The organism is Kribbella polygonati, from assembly GCF_050320105.1.
In the GTDB taxonomy this organism is placed as follows: domain Bacteria; phylum Actinomycetota; class Actinomycetes; order Propionibacteriales; family Kribbellaceae; genus Kribbella.
The window spans coordinates 4,565,401-4,588,325 of record NZ_CP190129.1; the positions used below are offsets into that span (position 1 = coordinate 4,565,401).

27 protein-coding genes are annotated in these 22,925 nt (G+C 70.0%); 10 read left to right on the forward strand and 17 right to left on the reverse strand.

The window, feature by feature from the left end:
• Window positions 1-53: 53 nt before the first annotated feature.
• Together ACQHIV_RS21655 and ACQHIV_RS21660 are read left to right on the forward strand one after the other, a co-directional pair.
• Window positions 54-485 (forward strand): SRPBCC family protein, encoded by a 432-nt coding sequence (locus tag ACQHIV_RS21655; protein ID WP_427884792.1) that lies wholly within the window; start codon window positions 54-56, stop codon window positions 483-485.
• Window positions 460-1,002 carry a TetR/AcrR family transcriptional regulator gene (locus ACQHIV_RS21660; protein ID WP_427884793.1) on the forward strand — a complete coding sequence of 181 codons (543 nt, stop codon included), beginning with the start codon at window positions 460-462 and terminating at the stop codon, window positions 1,000-1,002. Before ACQHIV_RS21655 ends, ACQHIV_RS21660 begins: the two co-directional genes overlap by 26 nt.
• Here ACQHIV_RS21660 and ACQHIV_RS21665 read toward each other — a convergent pair.
• The 3 genes from ACQHIV_RS21665 to ACQHIV_RS21675 form a co-directional block, all read right to left on the reverse strand.
• Window positions 983-2,167, reverse strand: coding sequence for a serpin family protein (locus ACQHIV_RS21665; RefSeq protein WP_427884794.1), 1,185 nt, complete (start codon window positions 2,165-2,167; stop codon window positions 983-985). The two genes, ACQHIV_RS21660 and ACQHIV_RS21665, sit on opposite strands and share 20 nt — an antisense overlap.
• 111 nt (window positions 2,168-2,278) lie before the next feature.
• Complete coding sequence (locus tag ACQHIV_RS21670; RefSeq protein WP_427884795.1) at window positions 2,279-3,328, reverse strand: serpin family protein; 1,050 nt, start codon at window positions 3,326-3,328, stop codon at window positions 2,279-2,281.
• A 17-nt stretch (window positions 3,329-3,345) separates the two neighbouring features.
• Complete coding sequence (locus tag ACQHIV_RS21675; protein ID WP_427884796.1) at window positions 3,346-4,248, reverse strand: EamA family transporter; 903 nt, start codon at window positions 4,246-4,248, stop codon at window positions 3,346-3,348.
• A gap of 73 nt (window positions 4,249-4,321) precedes the next feature.
• Here ACQHIV_RS21675 and ACQHIV_RS21680 point away from each other — a divergent pair, with 73 nt between their 5' ends.
• Both ACQHIV_RS21680 and ACQHIV_RS21685 read left to right on the forward strand, forming a co-directional pair.
• Window positions 4,322-5,230 carry a LysR substrate-binding domain-containing protein gene (locus ACQHIV_RS21680; protein WP_427884797.1) on the forward strand — a complete coding sequence of 303 codons (909 nt, stop codon included), beginning with the start codon at window positions 4,322-4,324 and terminating at the stop codon, window positions 5,228-5,230.
• A gap of 95 nt (window positions 5,231-5,325) precedes the next feature.
• Complete coding sequence (locus ACQHIV_RS21685; RefSeq protein WP_427884798.1) at window positions 5,326-6,258, forward strand: right-handed parallel beta-helix repeat-containing protein; 933 nt, start codon at window positions 5,326-5,328, stop codon at window positions 6,256-6,258.
• Here the strand turns inward: ACQHIV_RS21685 and ACQHIV_RS21690 are convergent.
• Window positions 6,251-7,201 carry a helix-turn-helix transcriptional regulator gene (locus tag ACQHIV_RS21690; protein ID WP_427884799.1) on the reverse strand — a complete coding sequence of 317 codons (951 nt, stop codon included), beginning with the start codon at window positions 7,199-7,201 and terminating at the stop codon, window positions 6,251-6,253. The genes ACQHIV_RS21685 and ACQHIV_RS21690 overlap by 8 nt on opposite strands.
• A 101-nt stretch (window positions 7,202-7,302) precedes the next feature.
• Between ACQHIV_RS21690 and ACQHIV_RS21695 the strand changes: the two genes are divergently transcribed.
• Window positions 7,303-8,748, forward strand: a complete 1,446-nt coding sequence (locus tag ACQHIV_RS21695) for an MFS transporter (RefSeq protein WP_427884800.1) — start codon at window positions 7,303-7,305, stop codon at window positions 8,746-8,748.
• Here the strand turns inward: ACQHIV_RS21695 and ACQHIV_RS21700 are convergent.
• The 3 genes from ACQHIV_RS21700 to ACQHIV_RS21710 are packed head-to-tail and all read right to left on the reverse strand — an operon-like array spanning window position 8,711 to window position 11,196.
• Window positions 8,711-9,463 carry a pentapeptide repeat-containing protein gene (locus tag ACQHIV_RS21700; RefSeq protein ID WP_427884801.1) on the reverse strand — a complete coding sequence of 251 codons (753 nt, stop codon included), beginning with the start codon at window positions 9,461-9,463 and terminating at the stop codon, window positions 8,711-8,713. The two genes, ACQHIV_RS21695 and ACQHIV_RS21700, sit on opposite strands and share 38 nt — an antisense overlap.
• Window positions 9,447-10,568 carry a peptide chain release factor 2 gene (gene prfB / locus ACQHIV_RS21705; protein WP_427884802.1) on the reverse strand — a complete coding sequence of 374 codons (1,122 nt, stop codon included), beginning with the start codon at window positions 10,566-10,568 and terminating at the stop codon, window positions 9,447-9,449. Before prfB ends, ACQHIV_RS21700 begins: the two co-directional genes overlap by 17 nt.
• A gap of 16 nt (window positions 10,569-10,584) precedes the next feature.
• Window positions 10,585-11,196: a TetR/AcrR family transcriptional regulator gene (locus tag ACQHIV_RS21710; RefSeq protein WP_427884803.1), complete on the reverse strand. Its 612-nt coding sequence runs from the start codon at window positions 11,194-11,196 to the stop codon at window positions 10,585-10,587.
• Window positions 11,197-11,266: 70 nt separating this feature from the next.
• Between ACQHIV_RS21710 and ACQHIV_RS21715 the strand changes: the two genes are divergently transcribed.
• Complete coding sequence (locus ACQHIV_RS21715) at window positions 11,267-12,070, forward strand: hypothetical protein (protein WP_427884804.1); 804 nt, start codon at window positions 11,267-11,269, stop codon at window positions 12,068-12,070.
• On the opposite strand, the gene ACQHIV_RS21720 is transcribed toward ACQHIV_RS21715, so the two are convergent.
• Genes ACQHIV_RS21720 through ACQHIV_RS21750 form a run of 7 tightly spaced genes read right to left on the reverse strand, consistent with a single transcriptional unit; the run spans window position 12,060 to window position 16,618 of the window.
• Window positions 12,060-12,491, reverse strand: a complete 432-nt coding sequence (locus ACQHIV_RS21720) for a pilus assembly protein TadG-related protein (protein WP_427884805.1) — start codon at window positions 12,489-12,491, stop codon at window positions 12,060-12,062. The two genes, ACQHIV_RS21715 and ACQHIV_RS21720, sit on opposite strands and share 11 nt — an antisense overlap.
• Window positions 12,488-12,940, reverse strand: a complete 453-nt coding sequence (locus ACQHIV_RS21725; protein WP_427884806.1) for a TadE/TadG family type IV pilus assembly protein — start codon at window positions 12,938-12,940, stop codon at window positions 12,488-12,490. Before ACQHIV_RS21725 ends, ACQHIV_RS21720 begins: the two co-directional genes overlap by 4 nt.
• Window positions 12,937-13,323, reverse strand: a complete 387-nt coding sequence (locus ACQHIV_RS21730) for a TadE/TadG family type IV pilus assembly protein (RefSeq protein WP_427884807.1) — start codon at window positions 13,321-13,323, stop codon at window positions 12,937-12,939. The genes ACQHIV_RS21725 and ACQHIV_RS21730 overlap by 4 nt, the downstream gene beginning before the upstream one ends.
• 7 nt (window positions 13,324-13,330) lie before the next feature.
• Window positions 13,331-13,531 carry a hypothetical protein gene (locus ACQHIV_RS21735; RefSeq protein ID WP_427884808.1) on the reverse strand — a complete coding sequence of 67 codons (201 nt, stop codon included), beginning with the start codon at window positions 13,529-13,531 and terminating at the stop codon, window positions 13,331-13,333.
• Between the two features lie 14 nt (window positions 13,532-13,545).
• Window positions 13,546-14,484: a type II secretion system F family protein gene (locus tag ACQHIV_RS21740; protein WP_427884809.1), complete on the reverse strand. Its 939-nt coding sequence runs from the start codon at window positions 14,482-14,484 to the stop codon at window positions 13,546-13,548.
• Window positions 14,481-15,341 carry a type II secretion system F family protein gene (locus ACQHIV_RS21745; RefSeq protein WP_427884810.1) on the reverse strand — a complete coding sequence of 287 codons (861 nt, stop codon included), beginning with the start codon at window positions 15,339-15,341 and terminating at the stop codon, window positions 14,481-14,483. The genes ACQHIV_RS21740 and ACQHIV_RS21745 overlap by 4 nt, the downstream gene beginning before the upstream one ends.
• Window positions 15,341-16,618 (reverse strand): CpaF family protein, encoded by a 1,278-nt coding sequence (locus tag ACQHIV_RS21750; RefSeq protein WP_427884811.1) that lies wholly within the window; start codon window positions 16,616-16,618, stop codon window positions 15,341-15,343. The genes ACQHIV_RS21745 and ACQHIV_RS21750 overlap by 1 nt, the downstream gene beginning before the upstream one ends.
• 252 nt (window positions 16,619-16,870) lie before the next feature.
• Between ACQHIV_RS21750 and ACQHIV_RS21755 the strand changes: the two genes are divergently transcribed.
• Both ACQHIV_RS21755 and ACQHIV_RS21760 read left to right on the forward strand, forming a co-directional pair.
• Entirely contained in the window at window positions 16,871-17,380 is a 510-nt protein-coding gene (locus ACQHIV_RS21755; protein ID WP_427884812.1) for a SigE family RNA polymerase sigma factor, read from the forward strand.
• Entirely contained in the window at window positions 17,377-18,114 is a 738-nt protein-coding gene (locus ACQHIV_RS21760) for a hypothetical protein (protein WP_427884813.1), read from the forward strand. Before ACQHIV_RS21755 ends, ACQHIV_RS21760 begins: the two co-directional genes overlap by 4 nt.
• 1 nt (window position 18,115) lies before the next feature.
• Here ACQHIV_RS21760 and ACQHIV_RS21765 read toward each other — a convergent pair whose 3' ends face one another.
• Complete coding sequence (locus ACQHIV_RS21765; RefSeq protein ID WP_380191635.1) at window positions 18,116-18,859, reverse strand: GntR family transcriptional regulator; 744 nt, start codon at window positions 18,857-18,859, stop codon at window positions 18,116-18,118.
• 247 nt (window positions 18,860-19,106) lie between these two features.
• Between ACQHIV_RS21765 and ACQHIV_RS21770 the strand changes: the two genes are divergently transcribed.
• Window positions 19,107-20,108, forward strand: a complete 1,002-nt coding sequence (locus tag ACQHIV_RS21770) for a Gfo/Idh/MocA family protein (RefSeq protein WP_427884814.1) — start codon at window positions 19,107-19,109, stop codon at window positions 20,106-20,108.
• On the opposite strand, the gene ACQHIV_RS21775 is transcribed toward ACQHIV_RS21770, so the two are convergent.
• On the reverse strand, window positions 20,063-20,797 hold the full coding sequence (locus ACQHIV_RS21775; protein ID WP_427884815.1) for a CTP synthase C-terminal region-related (seleno)protein: 735 nt from the start codon (window positions 20,795-20,797) through the stop codon (window positions 20,063-20,065). The two genes, ACQHIV_RS21770 and ACQHIV_RS21775, sit on opposite strands and share 46 nt — an antisense overlap.
• Before the next feature lie 76 nt (window positions 20,798-20,873).
• On the opposite strand from ACQHIV_RS21775, the gene ACQHIV_RS21780 reads away from it, so the two are divergent.
• Entirely contained in the window at window positions 20,874-21,746 is an 873-nt protein-coding gene (locus ACQHIV_RS21780; protein ID WP_427884816.1) for a LysR family transcriptional regulator, read from the forward strand.
• Here ACQHIV_RS21780 and ACQHIV_RS21785 read toward each other — a convergent pair.
• Window positions 21,735-22,880, reverse strand: a complete 1,146-nt coding sequence (locus ACQHIV_RS21785) for a hypothetical protein (protein ID WP_427884817.1) — start codon at window positions 22,878-22,880, stop codon at window positions 21,735-21,737. The genes ACQHIV_RS21780 and ACQHIV_RS21785 overlap by 12 nt on opposite strands.
• Window positions 22,881-22,925 lie beyond the last annotated feature (45 nt).

The window sequence follows — 22,925 nt, forward strand, 5'->3', positions numbered from 1 at the left end:
GTCAGCAGCCCGCCCACCCAGACCTCACACAGACCTGATGTACCATTTGGTACATGCGCTTCGATCACTCCACCACGATCCAGGCCGCGCCCGAGCGGGTCTGGGAGGTCTTCAGCGACGTCGAGCGGTGGCCCGACTGGACCCCGACCGTCGAGTCCGTCGAGCGGCTGGACGCGGGCCGGATCCACCTCGGCGCCCGGACCCGGATCCGCCAGCCCAAACTGGCGGTGGCGGTCTGGGAGGTCACCGAGTTCAAGGACGGCGAGTACTTCGAGTGGGTCGCGAAGGCTCCCGGGATGCGGACCACCGGCGGCCATCGGGTGATCAGTACGCCCGATGGCACGGTTGCGACCGCGACGATCGTCCAGGAGGGTCCGCTCGCCTGGCTGTTCGGCCGGCTGTACGCCCGGCTCACCCAGAGCTACATCGAGACCGAGACTGCGAAGCTCAAGGAGATCAGTGAGTCGGCAGACGCTGCTGGCTGAGGCCGTCGAGCACTTCGCGAAGAACGGGATCGGGGACGCGAGCCTGCGGACGATCGCGTCCTCGATCGGTACCAGTCACCGGATGCTGATCTACCACTTCGGCTCCCGCGAGGGTCTGCTGGCCGAGGTGGTCCGCACCGTGGAGCAGCAGCAACGCGATCTGCTCGCCGACCTGTCGGACCTGCCGATTGAGGAGCAGGCGGAGCAGTTCTGGCGCCGGGTGACCGAGGCGGCGCTGATCTACGGCCCGCTGTTCTTCGAGTTGAGCGCGCACGCGATGCAGGACCTCCCGCACACCGAGCCGCTCAAGGCGGACCTGATCAACGTCTGGCTGCCACCGTTGACGGAGCTGTGCGTCCGCGCCGGCCTCCCCGCCGCCGAGGCCCCGACGTACGCGCGGCTCGGTCTGGCGGCGTCCCGCGGGCTGCTGTTCGACCTGCTGCTGACGGGTGACCGTGCGAGCGTCGACGAGGCGTCCGCACTGCTCAACCGGCTGTTCACGCTCCAGGTTCGGTAGGTACCTCGACCCGGCCCGCGACGATCGGCAGCCGCGAGTCCCGCAGTACGGCGACGAACGCGAACGGCCGGTCGAACGCGACCTCGAGCCGCCGCTGCCGGCCGGTCACCATCGCGGCCCGCGTCATCGCCATCGCGGTCACCGCCGCCGCTTCGAAGCCGGTCGCGAAGAACCGCGCGAGTACCCGCTGCTGCGCCTGGTCGATGCGCAGCGGCGTCGGGCTGAGCGCGCTGAAATGACCGTGAGCGCCCGGATCCGACGACACGGTCGTCAGCCCGAAGATCTCCCGCGACTCCATCAGATCGTGCCGTACGTCGATGCCGAACGCCGGCAACGAGACCTGCACCTGCTGCCGCGCCGCCGTCGTCTCCCCGATCCGTACCCCCGGCGCAGCCTCCCAGCCGACATCACCCTGGTCGATCAGCTCGGCGCCGGACAGCCCGCCGTCGGGGTCGGCGGCGGCGTCCAGCAGACCGGCGAGTACGTCGGATTGTGCCGTCTCCGGCTGGCCGATCCCCAGGAGTACGTCGACGTCCGCGTCACCCGCGACCGTGACGACCGTGAGCCACGCGGCCGACGGATGCTCGTACCGGCGGACGGTGTCGAGATCCGTCGTGGAGCGTTCCAACCACTTCCACGAGCCCGCCCACGGGCCGTCCGGCACGCGCCGGACCTGCTCGGTGAACGGGCGGACCCACTTGGTCCGCAGCAGGATCGCCGATGCCAGCAGGAGTTCGACCCCGCCGTTCAGATCGACCGGCATCTCGCGGATCAGGTCGTCGGTGTGGTCGGCCGCCCAGGCGTCCACCTTCGGCTTGTCGACGGCGGGTTTGCCGGTCAGCAGGCCGACCAGCGGCGCCGGCACCACGCTGTCGAACGTCTCCGCCAGCTTCAGCTGCTCGTCCACCCACACACCGAGCGCGGCGTGCAGGTCGGACGACCGCTCGATCGCCTCGATCAGCCGGATCGCGTCCGTCGGACCGGACGACGGATCCACCCCGGCGGCCGCCGCGAGCTCCGTACGCCCCGGCTCGTCCGCCCCGGTCGCCAGCATCGCGATCAGCGGCCACACCCCGAGCCCGGCGATCACCGTGTTCTCGGCGGGCAACGCCCGCGCCCAGCGGCCGGTGAGCTCGTTGACTGCACGCACCACGTCGGCATCCATACCGTCCACCCTGCCACGCCCGGACGCCCAGGCCATCACAATCGCGCCTCGAACCATCCCCTGAGCGTCCCGCGGTCCGTGCGCGGCCGATTGTGATGGCCTGGCGGTCCCCTACGAGTGATTCACCCAGCCGGCGACGACGGGTACGCCGGTCGGCCGGTGCACGGCCACGAAGCCGAACGGCCGTTCCAGGTTCACGTAGAGCGCCTTCGCGTCGAACGTCGGTGCCGCCCCGGCCGCCATCGCCATCGCCGACACGGCCGCCGCCTCGAACCCGGTCGCGGAGAACCGCGCCATCACCACCTGTCGCGCCTGGTCGATGGCCAGCGGCCGCGGACTCAACCCGGGAAAGTGCCCGCGCGTCTTGTCGGACGCCGCGGTCAACCCGAACACGGCCGGATGCTCCAGCAGGTCGTGCTCCGCGTCGATCTCGAAGTACGGCATCGAAAGGATCACCGTCGACCGCACCGCGTCGATCACCTCCACCCCGGGCGCGGACCGCTCCGCCGCAAGCACCTCGGCACCAGGCATGCCCTCGTCGTCCAGCGTCAGCGCCGCACCCAGCACCGCCGCGCGCCCACCGTCCCCGACCACCAGCCGTACGTCGAACTCCCCGGCGCCGCGCACCGTGACCACGGTCAGCGGACCCGCCGCGCTGTCGTGCACACGCAAGCTGTCGAGGTCGTCGTCGGCCCGGCTCAACCAGCGCCGATCGTCGCGCGGGTACTCGTTGAACGGCAGCTCCCAGTCGGTCTTCAACGCCAACGCCGACGCCAGCACCAGCAGTACGTCGGGTGTCACCTGGACCGGCATGTGCTGCAACAGCCCGTCCGTCCGCTCGACCACCCACGCGTCGAGCGCGGCCTGATCGGTCAGCGTCCCACGGACGTCGGGCGGCAGGAATCGGTCGACACCCGCCTGCAGTTCGACGTCCGACCGCGTCCACAGCCCGAGCGCCATCCGCAGCCCGGCCGCCTCGAGCAGACCGCCGTACCGCTCGCCGGCTGCCTCCGCCAGCTCGGTGTGGGCCGGTTCGTCCGCGACCTCGGCGAGGATCGCGAGCAGCGGCTGTACGCCGAGCCCGGAGATCACAGTGCTGCCCTCGCCGGGCAGTTCGGCGATCCAGCGCGCGGTCAGTCGGCCGATCTGCTGAGCATCCACTCACCCATCCTCGCGCATCAACCCACAGGCACCGAGCGGTCCGGCTCGGCCTCCGCCTTCCGCGGCGCGCGCCGGCGGACGATCGTGCATGCCATCCCGCCGATCACCAGCACCGCCGCGATCGCCTGCTGCGGCCCGACCGCCTCGCCGCGCAGTACCCAGGCCGCGGACATCCCGACGACCGGCACGAGCAGCGAGAACGGCGCGACCGTGCTCGCGTCGTACTGCCGCAACAGGTAGCCCCAGACGCCGAACCCGAACAGCGTCGCCGCGAACGCGAGGTACGCGATCGCCCCGATCCCGCTCAGCCGGATCCCCCGCAGCGCGGCCACGTCGGCGTGCGCACCTTCGGTGAGCAGCGAGAGCAGCAGCAGCGGTACGACGGCCACCGCGCTGACCCACACCATGAAGCGCAGCGTGTCCGGCGGCTTCGCGTACCGGGTGATCGTGTTCGACACGCCCCAGAAGCCGGCGGCGACGATCACCAGCGCGATCGCTCCGACCGGCGCCGACAGCTTCTTGTCCAGCACGATCAGCGCGATCCCGGCGCACGCGATCACAATGCCGGCGAGCTGCGCCGGCCGCGGGCGTTCGCGCAGTACGGCGATCGCGAACAGCACCGTGAAGATCACCTGGCTCTGCAGGACCAGCGACGACAGCCCGGCCGGTACGCCGTGATCCATCGCGATGAACAGCAACCCGAACTTCGCGACGCCGAGCGCCAGCCCGACGCCGACGACGTACCGCCACGGGACCTGCGGCTTGCCGAGCAGGAAGATCGCCGGTACGGCGGCGAAGAAGAACCGCAGCGCGGACAGCAGCAGCGGCGGAATGCCCTCCAGGCCGACGTCGATGACGACGAAGTTGACGCCCCAGACAACGACGACGGCGAGTGCGAGGAGCAGGTCACGAGGCTTCATACGGTCAAGTGTCGGCGGGAGTACACTTAAGGACCAGCACCGATTGCTACCGCCATCAATGTAGGAGTGCTACATGATCGATCTCGGCCGGTTGCGCGCGCTGCACGCCGTCGCGCAGTACGGATCGGTCAACCGCGCGGCCGAGGTGCTCGGGTACACGCCGTCCGCGGTGTCGCAGCAGCTCGCGAAACTGGAGCGGGAGACGCGGACCACGCTGGTCGAGCGGCAGGGGCGCGGGATCGTGCTGACCGACGCGGCGCGGCAGCTGGCGGCGACGGCATCGCGGATCCTCGAGCTGGTCGAGGACGCGGAGCTGACGCTGGAGGAGCAGCGCGGGCAGGCGATCGGGACGCTCGGCATCGCCGCCTTCCCGACCGCGGCACGCGGGCTGCTGCCGCCGGCGCTGGCGCGGCTGATCCACGATCATCCCGGGCTGGACGTCCGGGTCCTGGAGACCGATCCGTTCGAGGGCGTCGCGGCCGTCAATCGCGGCGAGCTCGACATCGCGATCGTCCACGACTGGCACAACACCCCGCTCGGGCTGCCCGACGGCCTGTCGCGGGTGAAGCTCGGTGCGGACCCGGCCGACGTACTCGTGCCGGCCTCGCATCGGCTGGCCGGCAAGGAGTTCGTCCGGGCCGAGGACCTGGTCGGCGAGAGGTGGATCTGCCAGCCGGCCGGGTCGATCTGCCACGAGTGGCTGATCCGGACGATGCGCCGCGCGGGCGTCGAGCCGCAGGTCGCGTTCTCGGTCGCGGAGTACCAGACCCAGCTCGCGATGCTCGCCCGCGGGCTCGGCATCGGCCTGCTCCCCCGGCTCGGCCGCGGCCCGGTCCCGGACGGCGTGGTCGTCGTACCGCTGCACCCCGCGCCGAGCCGCCGGCTGTACGCCGTCTGGAGGACCACCACGTCCCGGCGCCCCGCGATCACGGTCACGCTGGCGACCTTGAAAGCCGCCTGGCCGGACCGCGACACGGCGTGAACCGTTGACAACGCTCCGCGATAGCCCGTAGGTTCGCGTGAACTGTTAGGAAACCTTCCTAATGATCCTCCCCGACGCCCCCTCGGAGGAAGTTCATGATCCACGGGTTACTCGCCGGCGTACTGCTGGCCGCTTCCACTGTCCTGCCCACCCACGCCGCCGCCGTCGGCACCTCGGCCGAGCTCAAGGCCGCGCTCGCGAACGCCAAGCCCGGCGACACCATCGAGCTTGCCGACGGCACCTACACCGGAAACTTCAAGACAACGGTCTCCGGGAACTCCGGAAACCCGATCACGCTCACCGGATCCGCCAAGGCGGTGCTGAAGGCGGGCGGCGGCTACGGCCTGCACCTGAACGGCGCGTCGTACTGGAACGTCCGCGGTATCACGGTCACCGGCGGCCAGAAAGGGATCATGGTCGACAGCGCCACCCACGTCACCATCGACGGCGTGACCGTGCACGGCCTCGACATGGAGGGCGTGCACTTCCGGAACAGCTCGACGTACGGCGTGATCAAGAACTCGCGCATCTACGACACCGGCAACGACGGCCGCGGGATGGGCGAGGGCGTGTACGTCGGCAGCGCCGGCGGTACGTCGGACCGGTCCGACCACGTGCAGATCGTCGGCAATACGATCGGCCCGGACGTCGGCGGCGAGGCGGTCGACCTGAAGGAGGGCACGACCGGCGGGCTCGTGTCCGGGAACAGCTTCGACGGCAAGGGCCTGACCGGCGCGAACTTCGACGACAGCTGGGTCGATGTCAAGGGTAACGACTACGTGATCGAGAACAACACCGGCAAGAACACCACGAACAACGGGTACGAGACGCACACCCAGCAGTCCGGCTGGGGTTGCGGGACGGTGTTCCGCGGCAACAGGTCCGACCTCACCGGCGCGACCGGCAGCGGCCGGTACGCGTTCAACATCACCAACTACAACGCCTCCAGCTGCAAAGTGACGGTGGCCCGCAGCAACACGATGACGGGCGGGAAGGCGCTGACCAACCCGGGCATCCCGGTCAGCTGACGAAGACTCCCCGGCCGTCCTGCCCGGCGGCCGGGGACCGGTCCGGCTGACCCGCCCCGGCAGCCGGGCCGTTCGCCTTCCGGCAGGCCGGCTGCGCGACCGGTGCGTCGACGATCCGGCGGAGCTTGCTCTCGGTCTCGTCGTCGAACGCCGTGTACACGGTCGCCCGCAGCGGCCCGAGCTGGGACAGCCAGAGGTTCACCGGGTCGATCCGGAGCAGCCCGAACCCGTCGACCTCCAGCGTCTTCATCCGGGTGCTCGGCGCGGCCACGTCGTACCGCTCCCAGAGCTCGGCGAAGTACGGCGAACTGGTCAGCAGGCCCTCGATCAGGTCCTGCCAGAGCGCCTCGCCGACGTGTTCGGCCGACGCCGAGCGGAACGACGCGACCATGTGGTGCTTGGTCGTCTCGGCGTCGACGAAGTTGCACTTCCAGGCGTCCGACACGAAGTTCAGCCAGAGCATGTTCCGCTCCTCGACCGGCACCTGCTCGAGGTCGATGACGACCCGGCAGTACGCCTCGTTGAAGGCGAGGATGTCGTACCGCTCGTTCAGCACCAGCGCCGGGTACGGCGAGACCGCGTCGAGCGTCTTGCGTACCGACGGGGGCAGCGCCGAGCACGCGCCCTGTGTCGGCCCGAACTGCAGGCCGGCCAGCCGGTACAGGTGATTGCGCTCCTGGCGGTCGAACCGGAGCGCGGTCGCGATCGCGTCCAGCACCTGCGCGGAGACGTTGATGTCGCGGCCCTGCTCCAGCCAGGTGTACCAGGTGACGCCGACACCGGCGAGCAGCGCGACCTCCTCGCGCCGGAGTCCCGGCGTACGGCGGCGGCCGCCCGGCGCGAAGCCGACCTCGTCCGGCCGGATGCGCTCCCGGCGGCTGCGCAGGAACACCCCGAGCTCGCGACGCTGGGCTGTTGCCGTTGTGTCGGTGGCGGCTGTCATGCTTCCATCATGGACACACGCACAGCCGGGTGCCAGGTGCTGCGAGTAATAGGATAACCAGGCTCTCACCACCAGGCTCGGTGTGCGCTCAGGCTGGACGCATGACAGACCAGCTCCAAGCCACCACTGTCCCGGTCGGCGCCCGGTCACGGGCCGCCACGGGGCTTGGGCCGATGGCCCTCAGCAGCCTGCTCTTCGGCGCCCTGTTGCCGGCGCTCTCCTTCTTCATGATCAACGTCTCGCTCCCGGCCATCGCGAAGGACCTCCGCGCGGACGCCGGGCAACTCCAGCTCGTGGTCGGCGGCTACGGCATCGCGGTGGCGACGCTGCTGGTCGTCGGCGGCCGGCTCGGCGACAGCTTCGGCCGCCGCCGGCTGTTCCTGATCGGGCTCGCGGGCTTCACCGTGACGGCCCTGATCTGCGCGATCGCCCCGACGATCGGCGTCCTGCTCGCGGCCCGGATCGTCCAGGGCATCTCCGGCGCCGCCGTCACGCCGCAGGTGCTCGCGTCGATCACCAGCCTGCTGTCCGGCGAACACCGGGCTCGCGCGATGGCCTGGTTCGGTGTCGCCAACGGCATCGCGGCCGCGCTCGGACAGATCCTCGGCGGCGTCTTGATCGAGGCGAACCTGTTCGGGCTCGGCTGGCGCGCGGTGTTCCTGATCTTCGTACCGGTCGGCATCATCGCCATCATCGCGGCTTCACGCGTAGTACCAGAGAGCAAAGCGGACCAGGTGCATCGCGTTGACCTCGTGGGCGCCGTACTGCTGGCCATCACGCTCGTGCTGTTGCTGCTGCCGCTCACGGAAGGCAGGCCGCTCGGCTGGCCGCTGTGGACGTGGCTGAGCCTGGCTGCCGTCGTACCGGCGACAGCGGGCCTTGCGTTGCACCAGCGTCGGGCAGAGCGGTCAGGGCACTCGCCGTTGATCCCGCCGACCGTACTGCGGTTGCGTGCGATGCGGACGGGTCTGCTGCTGGCGGTCGGGTTCTTCACGACGTTCGGCGGCTTCATGTTCTGTTTCGCACTTGCCACGCAGGGCGAGGCGCACATGACTCCGCTGGAAGGCGGCCTGAGCCTGCTGCCGCTGGCAGTCGGCTTCCTGATCACGTCGGTCTACGGCCCGCAGTTGCAGCAGCGGTACGGCGCGGGCCTCATTCTTCGCGGCTGGATCATCCAGGCCGTCGGCTACGCCCTGCTGGCGGTCGTAGCCCTGACTCTGTGGCCCCACGTCAACCCGCTCACCATCGGTGCACCGCTACTGGTCGCCGGTGTCGGCTCAGGACTCGTCATGGTGCCGCTGATCGGCGTAGTGGTCGGCCAGGTCCCGCCGACGCAGGCAGGCATGGGCAGCGGCATCCTGCTCACCACCCAGCAGACCTGCCTCGCGCTAGGAGCAGCCACGGTCGGTACGGCGTACCTGTCGATGGCCGGCACCAGCTGGGGCCAAGGCGGTGCACTGGCCGCCGTAGGACTCGCGATCATGGTCATCTCGTTGCTGATGACGCCGGTCACGCACCAGCTGCGGTCCAGTGGGAAGGGCGCGTAACAGCGCTCGGGAGCTTGGTGGTGTGGTCGCCGAGCGCGGCGTTGACCTGGGACTGGGTGAGGAAGAGTGCACCCGTCAGGTCGGCGCCGCGCAGGTCTGTGTCGCGGAGGTCCGCGCCGATCAGGTCTGCCTGGCGGAGGTCGGCCTGGCGGAGGTCGGCGCCGATCAGGTAGGCGCCGCGGAGGTTCGCCTTCGAGAGGTCGGCACCGCGCAGCCGCGCACCGATCAGGTCGGCGCCGCGGCGCTCCTTCTTCTTCGGCTGCTTGCCGCGGACGGCCCGGCTGGTCGCCAGCAGGATCTCGTTGACGGCGGCCCGCTCGGCGACCACGTCGACATCGGCGAGGTTCGGCGTACGGCTGACGCGTTCTACCCGGTCGATCGCGGGTTGCGCGGCGGCGTTGTGTTCAAGGGCTTCCGTCAGGTACCAGAGCAGCTCGTGCAACTGGCGCAGGATCGGGAGCGCAGCGAACATCTCCGGCCCGCGCCTCGACAACTCCTGGCCGGCGCCGAAGCAGTCGTACACCGTGCAGCCTGGGAAACCTTCGTCCCGGAGCCGGCTGTGGATCGTGCAGCGGTGGTCGTCGCTCAGGTTCGGGCAGGGCTCACCCGCGGGTTTGTCGATCGCGAAGTCCGCCGATTTCGCGAACGTCAGTACGACGCAGCAGAGGCCGACGCACCTGCTGCAGTCGGCCTGCAGGTCAGTTCTGGTCGGCAACCGTCTGGCCGGTCCGGCGCCAGCGGATGCCGGCCTCGATGAACTCGTCGATCTCACCGTCGAAGACCCCGGAGGTGTTCCCGGACTCGTACTGCGTCCGCAGGTCCTTCACCATCTGGTACGGGTGCAGGACGTACGACCGCATCTGGTCGCCCCACGAACCGGCCACGTCACCGCGCAGCGCGTCCAGCTGGGCCCGCTCCTCGGCCTTCTTCAGCGCGAGCAGCTTCGCCTTCAGGATGACCATCGCACTGGCCTTGTTCTGCAGCTGGGACTTCTCGTTCTGGCAGGAGACCACCGTGCCGGTCGGGAGGTGCGTGATCCGGACCGCGGAGTCGGTGGTGTTGACGCTCTGCCCACCCGGACCGGACGACCGGTAGACGTCGATCCGCAGCTCCTCTTCCGGTACGTCGATCTCGTCGGTCTGCTCGAGCACCGGCACCACCTCGACGGCGGCGAACGACGTCTGCCGGCGGCCCTGGTTGTCGAACGGCGAGATCCGCACCAGCCGGTGGGTGCCCGACTCGACGGACAGCGTGCCGTACGCGTACGGCGCCTTGACCGCGAACGTCGTCGACTTGAGCCCGGCCTCTTCGGCGTACGACGTGTCGTAGACCTCGGTCGGGTACCCGTGCCGCTCGGCGTAGCGCAGGTACATCCGCTGCAGCATCTCGGCGAAGTCGGCCGCGTCCACACCGCCCGCGCCGGAGCGGATCGTCACCAGCGCCTCGCGCTCGTCGTACTCGCCGGACAGCAGCGTGCGGACCTCGAGCGACTGGATCGCCTTGGCGACCGAGCCCAGCTCCTTCTCCGCCTCGGCCAGGCTGTCGGCGTCGTTCTCCTCGCGGCCCAGCTCGACCAGCACGCCGAGGTCGTCCAGCCGGCCGCGCAACCCGCTGACCCGCTCGACGTCGGCCTGCAGGCTGGACAGCCGCGACGTCACCTTCTGCGCGTTCGCCTGGTCGTCCCAGAGGTCGGGCGCAGCGACCTGCTCGCCGAGGTCGGCGATCTCCTTGCGCAGCGCAGGGAGATCGAGCACTTTCTCGATCGAGGTCATCGTCGCGTCGAGCTGCTTCAGCTCCGCGTCAAAATCCAGTCCAGCCACAACCAAGCAGCTTAGCTCAGCCGAGACCGCGACGAAGAACGGCGAAGACCTCGGCGACCGCCCGCTCCAGTTCGCGCTGTGCCCGCGCGAGTTCCGTCGGTGACGCGGCGTCGGGGAGGACAGCCATCAGCTTCTCCTCCAGCACCTTCTGCGCGGCGGCGTACAGAGCCGCGGTCAGCCGGTTCTTCAGGTGATCCGGCGACCGTTCGTCGAGCGCCTCGGCGAGCGACCTCTCCAGCTCCTCGGCGGTGAGCCGCCGCCGCGCGAGCAGCGCCGGACTGCCCTCGATCGTGTGCACGAACTGCTTCCAGGTGGCCAGATGCCCGACCTCCAGCCGCGCCCGCGTCTCCTGCACGTACTGCGTTTCCAGCACGTCGACCGGATCCGCGCCCGCCGGCGCCTCGCGGACCGCCTTCGCCGGACCACGCCACCATCCGGCCTCATCGAAGAACAGATCCTCCTTGGCCGGGAAGTGGTTGAACACCGTCTGTACGGCGACGTCCGCGGCCCGCGCCACCTCCGCCACCGTGACCGCGTCGAAGCCGCGCTCGAGGAAGAGACCGGTGGCCACGTCCGAGATGGCCTGCCGTGTCTGCTGCTTCTTGCGTTCCCGCCGCCCGAGCTCCATTGCGCCCACTGTAGTGGATCTGTTTTACTGAATCCATTGTTGTAGTCACTACACCTTTGGAGCACATCCAATGACGATTCTCGTCACCGGCGGCCGCGGCGCCATCGCCCGCGCCGTCACCGCCTCGCTGACCGAGGCCGGCCAGGACGTCCGCGTCGCCAGCCGTGAACCTGCCGCCGTGCCGTCCGCCGTCGCGTACGACGCCGCCGACCCGGCGCCCGCCCTCGACGGCATCAGCCAGGTCTTCCTGTACTCCGACCCGTCGACGGCGCCCGCCTTCGTGGCCGCGGCCGAGGCTGCCGGCGTGAAGCAGGTCGTCCTGCTCTCGTCGCTGTCGTCGCTCGGCGGCCCCGAGGATCCGCACGCGAAGACCGAGCAGGTGATCGCCTCCGGTTCGTACGCGACCACCCGCCTGCAGCCCGGCGCGTTCATGAGCAACGCGAAGTACTGGGCGTACCAGGTCCGCGCGACCGGCCAGATCCGGCTGCCGTACCTGGACGCCGAGGAAGCTCCGATCCACGAGCGCGACATCGCCGACGCCGCGGTCCGGGTGCTGCTCGACGGTCCGGGCACCGCGCACGACGGCCGTGGGTACCCGATGACCGGCCCGGAGTCGATGACGCGCCGGCACCAGATCGGGCTCGTCACGACGGTGACCGGCGTACCGATCGAGGCCGTCGACCTCACCCCGGACGAGGCCCGCGCCGAGATGGGCATGCGCGACGAGGGCCAACGCGAAACGCTGCTGGCCTACTGGGCCTCGCGCGTCGGCACGCCGGCCACCATCGAGCCCGGCGTCGAACTCCTCACCGGCCACACCGCCCGGTCCTTCACCACCTGGCTCGACGACAACCCTGGCCTGTTCAACGGATAGGGACGATCGCGGCCGACTCCGAGGCGACGTCGGCCGAGCCCGGGAAGCCCGGCGGGCGGAACGGGAGCTTCGTGGTGGACGTGAGCCGGACCGTCACCGTCGTACCCTCGACGTCCACCGACCAGTCGAGGTTGCCGAACCTGTTGCTCGCGGCAACATCGTCGAGATAGGCCGCGGTCAGCCGGCGGGCCTGGTCCGGGTCGATCGCGGCGTTCCCACCCGCACCCGGCTGCGCGTAGACCGCGGCCAGCCCGTTCGCGGCGGCGAGTACGGCGCCGTCGGCGGTGGCGTCCAGGTCGCGGCGGACCAGGAACGCCTTGGAGATGTCGGTGACCACGACGACCATCAGCAGGATCACCACGGCGAACCCGACGATCAGCATCGTCATCTGCCCGTCCTCGCCGCGCTTGCGGCGGGTCATCCGTCGCCCTTGGCTTCGCGGTAGTCGCCGAACGCCTCGGTGTGCGAGGCACTGATCCGGATCGCCGGCGGCTCACCGCCGAGCGCGTCCGGGATCAGCGGCAGCCGGACCTTGGTCTGCAGCGTGACGGTCACGGTCGACCCCGGCTGCAGACAGGCCGGGTCGCAGCTGATCCGGAGCTCGTCCGCGGACAGTTCCATGCCCTGATCCCGCATCGCCAGCTGCGCGGCCGCGAACGCGCGCGCCCGCGCCTGGTCCTCGGACATCCCGTCCGGCACGATCACGAACGCCCGCCCGGCCGCCCGGGTCGCCGCGGTCGCGCCGTACGACGCCCGCTGGACGTCGAACACGCCGAGCATCATGTAGACCAGCGGCACCATCAGCAGGATCGCCAGCCAGGAGAACTCGACCACGGCGCTGCCCCGCTCGTCGCGCCTGCGGCGGTTCACTCGCCGGTCTCCTTCACCGCATGTCCCTGGACGGTGAACGAGATCCCGGGTCCCCACAGCCCGAGCGGCGGCATGTGGGCCCGCACCGACACCACGACGCCGGGCTGCCCGTCGATGTCGGTCGCGTCGCCCGACACCGAGTCGATCAGGTTGTCCGTCACGACGCCGTTGATCAGCTCCCGGGTACGCGTCGCGCCGTCGGCCGGTGCCCGGTTCAGCACGGCCGCGTAGTGCGCGCCCTCGGAGGCGGCAGCGGTCACGGTGTTGCGGACGTACAGGAACAGGCCGACCTGGAGGATGCCGAGGAACAACGGCACCAGGATCGTCGACACCAGCACGAAGTCGACGACGGCCGATCCCCGCTGGCCGCGGGTTCGCGGCATCACCTCGCTAGTTGTTGTTGGCAACCGACGACAGCGCCGCCTGGAGCATCTCGGCGAGTTGCTTGCCGGCCAGCTTCCAGATCGCGACGACCAGGCCGGCCGTCATCACGGTGATCAGCACCCAGCCGGGGACGTCGCCGCGTTCGGTCCGTGCCGGACGCGGCCTCAGGGCCAGCGTCAGGAACAGCCTCGTCAGGTACAGGGACATGACCTCTCCTCAGTTCATCCGGCGATCAGCCGGATTCCGACAGCGCCCGGGTAGAAGGCGAATGCGATGGTCACCGGCAGGACCAGGAAGATCACCGGGACCATCATGGCGACCTCGCGCCGCGCGCCGGACTCGATCAGCTCGCGGCGCCCGGCTTCCCGGATGTCACCGGCCTGCGCCCGCAGTACGTCGGCCAGCGGGGTGCCGCGCTCGAGCGCCACCGCCAGCCCGTCCGCGAAGCGCGACAGCGCCAGCAACCCGGTCCGGTCCGCGAGCGCGTCGAGCGCGCGGACCAGGGACTCTCCCGCCCTGGTCTCCGCCAGGACGCGTTTCAGTTCGTTCGCCAGCTCGCCGCGGGACGCCCGCGCGACCCGGTCGAGGGCGGCGGCAGGCCCTTCACCGGCGGCGACCGACAACGCCAGCAGCTCGGCCACCGTCGGCAGCTCCGCCAGCAGCCGCCGCTCCCGCCGCCGTACCTGGGTCGTCAGGTACGTGTCGCGCCCGAGCACCGCGGTGATCCCGAGCACCAGGCAGAACACCAGCAGCGCGACCGGATCGCCGAGACCGATCGCGACCGCGACGATCGAGATCACCAGCCCGGCCCCGAACGCGATCGCGCCCCAGAGCAGCTGCTCGATCCGGAACTCCTCGACCGTCCGCTCCAGACCGGCCCGCTCCAGCCGCCGGCGGATCGTGTTCGCGCCGCCGAGGATCCGCTCCAGCCGAAGTGCGGCGGACCGCAGCGACGGACCGAACAGCCGCAGGATCGCGTAGAACGGCGACCGCGAGTCGACCACGCCGACGAACACGTCGGGCGCCCCGAGGTCCCGCAGGTACGGCGAGATCCGCTCGTCCACGGTGGGTTTCCGCAGGAACGGCAACCGCAGTACGACGATCAGCAGCCCGGCGCCGAGCACCGCGCCGAGGAAGCCGCCGAGCAGGAACGGGTTCATCGCAGCACCCGCTCGGGCTCGGGCAGCCGACCGATCCGCAGCATCACCCGGTACGCGATCACGCAGACGGCGGCGCCGACCGCGATGATCGCGGCGCCGACGGGCGAGTTGTACCGCTGGATGACGTCGCCCTGGAAGGACAGCAACAGCAGCACCAGCCACGGCGCGGCGACCGCGACGCGGGCACCGTTGACCGACCAGGACTGCCGCGACTCGAGCTCGGACCGGGTGCGGGCGTCCTCGCGCAGGAACGACGACAGCGAACGCAGCAGCCGGCCGAGGTCGCCGCCGCCGACCTCCCGCGCGATCCGCAACGCCTCCACCACCCGATCACCGACCGGGTCGGCGAGCCGCGCCTTCAACCGGTCCAGCGACTCGGCGAACCGGCCGGTCGAGGCATAGTCCGCGCCGAACCGCCGGAACGGCTCGCGCAACGGCAGCGGCCCGCGCTCGCCGACCTGGGCCAAGGCCTCCGACAACGACAGCCCGGCCCGCACCGCGGACGCGATGTTGTCCACGACGTCCGGCCACAGCTCGCGGAACTCGGCCAGCCGCTTCCGGGCCCGCGACCGGACCAAGGCGATCGGCAGCCAGCCGGCCATCACCGCGAACACCAGCGCGACCGGCAGCGTCTTGGACACCACGAACATCAGCAGGAACGCGACCAGCGCGAGGACCGCGCAGGCGCCGATGAAAGCGCCCGGCGTCAGGCCTTCGATACCGGCACTCGCCAGCAGATCGCGACTCCGGCCGCGGAGCCGCCCGTCCGCACCGGGCACGGCCTCGACCGGCGCCACGAACGCCGCGATGATCAGCAGCAGCCCGACCCCGAAGAACAGCCCGATGAGCAGCCCCATCAGCCCCCACCTCGCGGCAGCTCGGTGAGCAGGCCGGCGACGTTGTACCCCGCCTGCTGGAAGCGTTCCTGGTGCGGCAACTGGCCCTCGGCGCGCCGCAAGTACCCGTCGTACGTGCTGAAGAGGGTCTCGGTCTCGATCGCCTGCTCCTCGACCCGCCCCGTCACCGCGACGATCTCGCGCACCCGCCGCCGCCCGTCGGCCGCGATACCGAGGTGCACGACGAGGTCGACGCAGCCGGCCACGGTCGGCAGCACGAACCGGGAGCCGATGTTCTCCCCGGCCAGCAACGGCAGCGTGCACATCTTGGTCAGCGCCTCACGTGCCGAGTTCGCATGGATGGTGCACATCCCGGGGAGGCCGCTGTTCAGCGCGAGCAGCAGGTCGAGGCACTCCTCGCCGCGCACCTCGCCGACGATCACCCGGGACGGCCGCATCCGCAGCGACTCCTTCACCAGGTCGCGCAGCCGCACCTCGCCGGTACCCTCGAGCCCGGCCTGCCGGGTCTGCATCGACACCCAGTCGGGGATCGGCAGCTTGATCTCGAAGACCTCCTCGCAGCTGATCACCCGCTCGCTGCCGGGGATCGAACCGGCCAGCGCGTTCAGCATCGTGGTCTTGCCGGCCTGGGTGCCGCCGGAGACCAGCACATTGAGGCCGACGGCAACGGAGGCCTCGAGCACGGCGGCCGCGTGCGGCGTCAGCGACCCGAGCTGCACCAGGTCGGTCAGCCGGGTGGCCCGGACGGTGAACTTGCGGATGTTGACCGCGGCGTACCGCTGGGTGATGCCGCCGAGCACGATGTGCACCCGGCTGCCGTCCGGGAGCCGGGCGTCGGTGAACGGCTGCGAGACGTCGATCCGGCGGCCGGTGGTCTTCAGCATCCGTTCGACCAGGTCGGCGACCTCCTCCTCGGTCAGCACGGTCGTGGTCAGCTCGTGCCGGCCCTCGCGGGCGATGAACACCCGGCTCGGCTCGTTGATCCAGATCTCCTCGACGGCCGGGTCGTCCAGGTAGCGCTGCAGCGGCCCGAAGCCCGCGACCCGGTCGTGCACCTCCCGGCTGACCGCCTGCAGGTCGCCGATCGGCGGCACCACGCCGGTCAGGCTGCGCTCGTCGTACTCCCGGACGACGGTCGCGACGATGTGGTTCACCGCGCCCGGGTCGCGGAGCGGGTCGATGCCCTCGCGGCGGACCAGGTCGCGCACCTGGGCGTCGATCAGCTCAACCGCGCCGGTCCAGCTGGAGCGGTGCGCGTCGAGCCTGTCCGCTGTCATCGATCCCCCCGTGTCGGTCCCGTCCGGCGACCACGCTCGGTCACCATTCGCGACCATCCTTTCAACCGTGGGGCACCCGGCGCCACTCGCGTTCGACCGTCCTGTGGATAACCGTGACATGCCGGTGGCTCACCCACCGTATCGATCGGCTTACGGTCAGGTCCAGAATTTTGCAGCTTGTTGCAATCGGGGAGGTAACAGAATCGCGTGTCGCGGCGTCGAACCGGGTGACAGGGACCTCGGGAGGGTGCTTTGACACGGTCGGCAGAGGATTTCGAGGAGTTCGCCAGAGCGCGGACCCCGCAGCTGTACCGGTCGGCGTGGCTGCTGGCCGGTGAGCACCATCTGGCCGAGGACCTGGTCCAGGAGACGCTCGCCAAGCTGTACCGGGCCTGGCGGCGGGTGGAGCAGACCGACAACCCGGCGGCGTACGCGCAGACCGTGCTGGCACGCACGTACATCTCCCAACGCCGTCGCAAGAGCTCGACCGAGCGACCTGTTGAACGCACACCGGACCGCGCAGACCGCGTTGGGGACCACGAGCTTCGCCTTTCGTTGCTCCAGGCACTGGCCGAGTTGTCGCCGATGGACAGAGCAGTGCTGGTACTGCGGTACTTCGAGGACCGCAGCGCGGAGCAGGTCGCGTACGACCTCGGTAAGAACACCGGTGCGATCAGAACGCGCACCTCTCGCGCACTAGGCCGGCTGCGGACGGTCCTGGGCGACGAAGCTGTCTACCTGGCCTGGGAGCCCTGCCAATGAACGAGTACCTCCCCGACCTGATGCGCCGGGCCACCGAAGACCTCCAACCGGACACAGGGGACCTTGTTGCCCGCGGCATCCGTCGCGGCAAGGTGCTCCGACTACGCCGTACGGCACTGGCTGCTCTGTCCGGTGCGGCCGCGGTGCTGGTTACGGTCGGTGTTGTTTTCGGGGTCGCCAACACCCGTGCGGCCGAGGTTCCGCCGGCCACGACGCCAACGGTTCCTAAGGCTGTGCGGCCGTCACAGCCCGTGACACCTGCGCAGACGCTGGCGACGTTGACCGGTCTGCTGCCGACAGGGCTCACACCGATGAACTCGACGACCTCCGGCGGCTACGGGCTCGGGACGAACGAGGCCACGGTTCTGCTGGACGACGGTGCCGGGCCTTCACTGCTGACGTTGAGCATCACCACCGCGGACGCGATCACCGACTGCAATCCGTTCCCGCCTGGCTCCTGCACCATCCACCCGGACCACAGCGTGCATGTGCTGTACGACAACGAGCCTGTGTACCGGGATGGTCCCAACCCGGGCGGTGTCAGGGAGACGACAGTCGAGCTGTTCCGTCCGGACGGGACACAGATCAGTCTGACCAACTACAACGCACGGAGCGAGAAGAGCGAGCACAGCCGCCGGGCTCCACTCCTGACAGCCAGTCAGCTCGCCCGGATTGCAGCCAGCACCCAGTGGGTGTTCCCACCGCGTCAGGCGGCCAACTTCCGGGCCAGATGAGTCAGCGGTGGACGAGCGTGTGCTCGAACGAGTAGCGGCTCGCGCGGTACAGGTGAGACCCGTACTCGACCGGCTGCCCGTGGTCGTCGTACGTGATCCTCGTCGTCGCCAGCAACGGTGCGCCCGGTTCCTCCGACAGCAGTCGCGCCTGCTCGATCGTTGCGGGGATGGCCGAGATGGTCTGGTGCGCGACCTTCAGCCGGACGCCCTCCGCGCGCAGCAGTTCGTAGAGCCCGCGCTCGGCCAGCGTGGCCGGGTCCGTCTCCAGGATCTCGGGCGGCAGCCAGTTGCGCATCAGCGCGAGCGGTTCGCCGTCGGCACGCCGGAGCCGCTCCAGCCGGAGCACACGGTCGTCCTGCTCGCACTGCAGCGCCGCGGCGACCTCTGGTGTCGCCGGCGAGATCCCGAAGCGCAGTACGTCGGTCTGCGGCTTGCGGTGCGCCGCCGCCAGGTCGTCGTACAGGCTGGTCAGTTCGAGCGAACGGCGTACCTGTCCGGAGCTGCCCACCACCTGGGTGCCGACGCCGCGCTTGCGGACCAGCAGGCCCTGGTCGACCAGCCGGGCGATCGCCTGCCGCACGGTCGGGCGGCTCAGCCCGTACGCCTCCGCCAGGTCGACCTCGTTGCTCAGCCGGGAGCCGACGGGGAGTTCACCATCCTGGATGGCCGCCTCGAGCTGCTGCGCCAACTGCACGTGCAACGGCGTACGGCTGTTCCGATCGACCTGGACCTGGACGGTGCTCATGGGCTCATCCTGAGGGCTGGACCGGATTCCGTCGAGCCGCCGAGAGGATTTGATCAGACATGCTCAGCGGTGAACGTTCGGTGAACCGAGTCCGGATCCCGGGCAGCCGGTGTCCCGGGACCGTGCCCGTCAGGCAGGATGGCGCGTTCGCTGCCGGGGCAGGGGACTACCCTTACCGGCGGAACACGCCCCTTGGACGAACCGCCGTACCGGGTCTCCGGTGCGGCCGACCCTCGAAGGAGAAGGCATGGAACCGCTGCGGATCGGCATCCTCGGTGCTGCCCGGATCGCCGGCCGGGCCATCGTCGAGCCGGCCAAGCTGACCGGAGCCCGGCTGGTCGCGGTCGCTGCGCGCGACGCCGGACGGGCCGCGGCGTTCGCGGCCGAACACGGGGTCGAACGGGTCCATGCGTCGTACCAGGAACTGCTCGACGATCCCGAGATCGAAGCGATCTACAACCCGTTGGCCAACGGCCTGCACGGCCCGTGGAACCTGCGGGCCTTGGCAGCCGGCAAGCACGTACTGACCGAGAAGCCGTCGGCCAGCAACGCCGCCGAGGCGCGACAGGTGCAAGAAGCCGTCCACTCGTCCGGCCTGGTGTTCATGGAGGCCTTCCACTACGCCTACCACCCGGTGATGCGGCGGCTGCAGGAGCTGGTCGCCAAGGGTGAGCTGGGCGAGCTGCAGCACGTTGAAGCGACCATGGTGATGCCTCCGCCGCCTGACGACGACCCGCGCTGGTCGCTGCCGCTCGCGGGCGGTGCCGTGATGGACGTCGGCTGCTACGCACTGCACGCGCAGCGCATGTTCGCTTCTTGTGCGGGTGGCGCGCCGAAGCTGCTCAATGCCCGCGCGGGCGAGCGGAAGCGGATGCCAGGGGTGGACGAGTGGCTCAACGCGGACCTGGAGTTCCCAAGCGGTGCCACCGGTACGGTCCGGACCAGCATGGCGGCCGAGTCGCTCGAGTTCAGCCTCAAGGTCGTCGGCACCCGCGGCGAAGCGTTCGCCCCGTTCTACGTCCTGCCGCAGAACGACGACCGCGTGATCGTCACGACCAAGGAAGACACCTGGGTCGAACACCTCGGCACCCGTACGTCGTACACGTACCAACTGGAGGCCTTCGCCGGGGCGATCCGCAACGGCGCCCCGCTGCTCACGGACGCCGACGACGCCCTGGCCACGATGCAGCTGATCGACGAGTGCTACGTCGCGGCCGGGATGACGCCGCGGCCTTCCTCGACGATCTGATCGTTGCGGCCGGCAACGGCATGCGCGAACGCCTGGACGAACGGGTGTGGGCGGGTGCCGTCGCCGGCCAGCTCCGGCTGGAACAGCGTGGCCAGGTAGAACGGGTGCCCGGGCAGCTCCGCGATCCGCGGTTCGCCGGCTTCGTCGTACCCGCTGAACACCATGCCGCTGTCTTGCAAGAGGTCGAGCCTGCTGCTGTCGAGCCCGTAAGAACAGTGGTAGCGCTCCGTGGACCGCTCTACTCCTAGTAGCTCGGCCGCACGCGTGCCAGGCGTCACCTGTACGGCGCCCTCGTGGCCATCGAGCGAACACTCCAGCGGAACGATCAGCAGGTCGTCCGCGTCCGGCGCACTCTCCCCGTGCTGTACGCCGGTCGCACCGCACACGTTGCGCGCATACTCGAGCATGGCGTGCTGGAAACCGCCACAGGTCCCCAGGAACGGGATGCCCTGCTCGCGGGCCGTCCGTACCGCCTGGATCGCGCCCGTCTCGCTCTTGTACGGGCTTCCCGGCAGCAGCCAGACCCCGTCGAACCCGTCGACCGGCTGGTCGGTGGGGACCCAGTAGACGTCGAGATCCAGGTGGTCGCGTTCCTCGAGCTGCCGGAGCAGCCCGGGGACGCGAGCGTGCGAGCGAACGTGCGGCGAGCGGTCACCGACCAGTGCGAGGCGTCCGGAGTAAGGGCTCATGACTTCATCCTGGGCGCTCGACGCGGATCAGCGCCAACGATGATCTCTACACGGTCGATCAGAGATACTGATACTTGTGGATCCTCATCTGCTGCGGACGTTCGTCACGGTCGCCTCCTGCGGCTCGTTCTCCGCGGCGGCATCGCAGCTCGGCTACACCCAGTCCGCCGTCTCGCAGCACATCGCCGCCTTGGAGAACGACCTCGGTACGCCGCTCCTCCGCCGGCGTCCCGTCCTACCGACCCCGGCCGGCGAACGGCTGCTCGAACACGCCGGCCCGCTGCTGCTACGCCTGGAGGCGGCGCGGGCCGACGTACGCAGGACGATCGGGGTCCCGCCGGGCACGCTCACGCTGGCCGCGTCGCCGTTGGCCGCCGTGTCGCTCCCAGCCGCGCTCCGGGAGGTACGCCGTACGCATCCAGGCACTGAGATCACGCTGACCGTCTGCGGCCGGGCTCAGGTCGTGGAGGGCGTAGCTGCCGGTAGCTTCACGCTTGGCCTCACCGACGGCGTAGCCGCTCCCACGGACCCGCTTCACCTCTCAAGCGCCGTACAGCTCCACACGACGCCGATAGCTCACACCGAGCTGGTCGTGGCACTTCCCCACGACCATCCCTTGGCAGGTGGCGGTCTGACGCTCGCTGGGCTCGTCGACGCGCGCTGGATCGACGCCCCCGACCTGGCCGCGCCGTTGCCCGCCCTCCGTGCCGCTGCAGGCTCGGACGCGCTCCGACCCGCCTTCACCTACAACGGCACCGACCTTCACACCCTCCTGACTTTGATCGCAGCGGGCCACGGCCTAGCGGTACTCCCTCTGAGGGCAACCACTCAGGCCGTGGCAACGGCTCCACTCACCAGCCCCCGCCTGGTACATCGCACCGAACTCCTGCACGGCCACCTCCCCCACGCAGCCGCCGAAGCCCTCGCCGCTGTGCTCTCAGAGCAGTAGTTGCTCAAGGCCTTTACACGTCATCGGCCGATCCAGCACCCCGACCGCCTCCCGCTCGGCAAACACGGCGTGATCGGCATCCTTCGGATCGATCGCCTCGCAGAACGCGTTGTACGCCCAGTTGAGCCACCCCGAGATCGCCACCGCGAACGAACCCATCTCGAGCCGCGGCCACTCCCGCACGCCGCCGTAGCCGTCCCGGAACGCCCGCAGTCCCTGGACGTTGAGGTCCGGCCGCAGCACCCATTGCGTCAACGCGGCACCAAGCTCCAACTCCGGCGTCAACGACCCGGCGAAGTCCCATTCCATCGCCACGAACTCGCCGTCACGTCCCTGCCGGACATGCGTCGGAATCAGATTCCGGTTGCAGAGCATCAGCTGGTCCGGGGCTTCCAACTCGATCTCCTGCAGTTCCCAGACCGTCGGCAGCAACGCATCGAGCCGCCCAGCCCAGGGCTTGTCCGCAGCACGCGCACGCCCGAGCAGCTCTTGCCACTCGTCAGGCGAGCGCCGGTGCGTCAAGTACCACTGGATGGGCTCTTCACTGGGAATCGCGAGCCCGTGCAGCGTGCCGAACACCGCCCCGGCACGACGGGCCAGGTCCGCCGACACCGGCAGCACTGGCGACGGCCCGACCTCCAGCCACTCATGTACTCGCCAGCTCTCGCCCCGCACGCTCTCGATCAACCGCCCCTGCGGGCTCCTCACAGGCACCGGCGCCGTGAGGCCGGCTGCGGTGGCCGCATCCCGCAACCGAGCACCGACCTCTGCCTGCTCGTTCGTGATCCAGTGGTAGACCGTGACCGCAAGCCACCGCCCGCGGTCGGTCGTGATGTCCCAGCAGCGCCCCATCGCCGTGAACGTCACCGGTCGCGCCGGTGCGGTCACCTTCCCCAGCCCGAACGCCTCGGCCAGCTCGTCCGCCAGCCCGGCCGGCGCGGCGGGCGTGTCAGCCACCCGCCGCTCCACCTCGGTCTTCAACGCGGGCCAGTCGCGTTCGCCGTACTCCCCGGCCAGCACTCGCTGCGCTTCCGCGAGCGACGTACCCGGCTCGGACTCCCGCAGCACAGCCAGCAGATCCTTGGCTTCCTTGCGCAGGAACTCGATACTCGGTCGATCCGGCAGCAGTCTCACAACGCGTCCTCTCGCGCCCGGACTCGCACGGGCCTCAAGAGCACG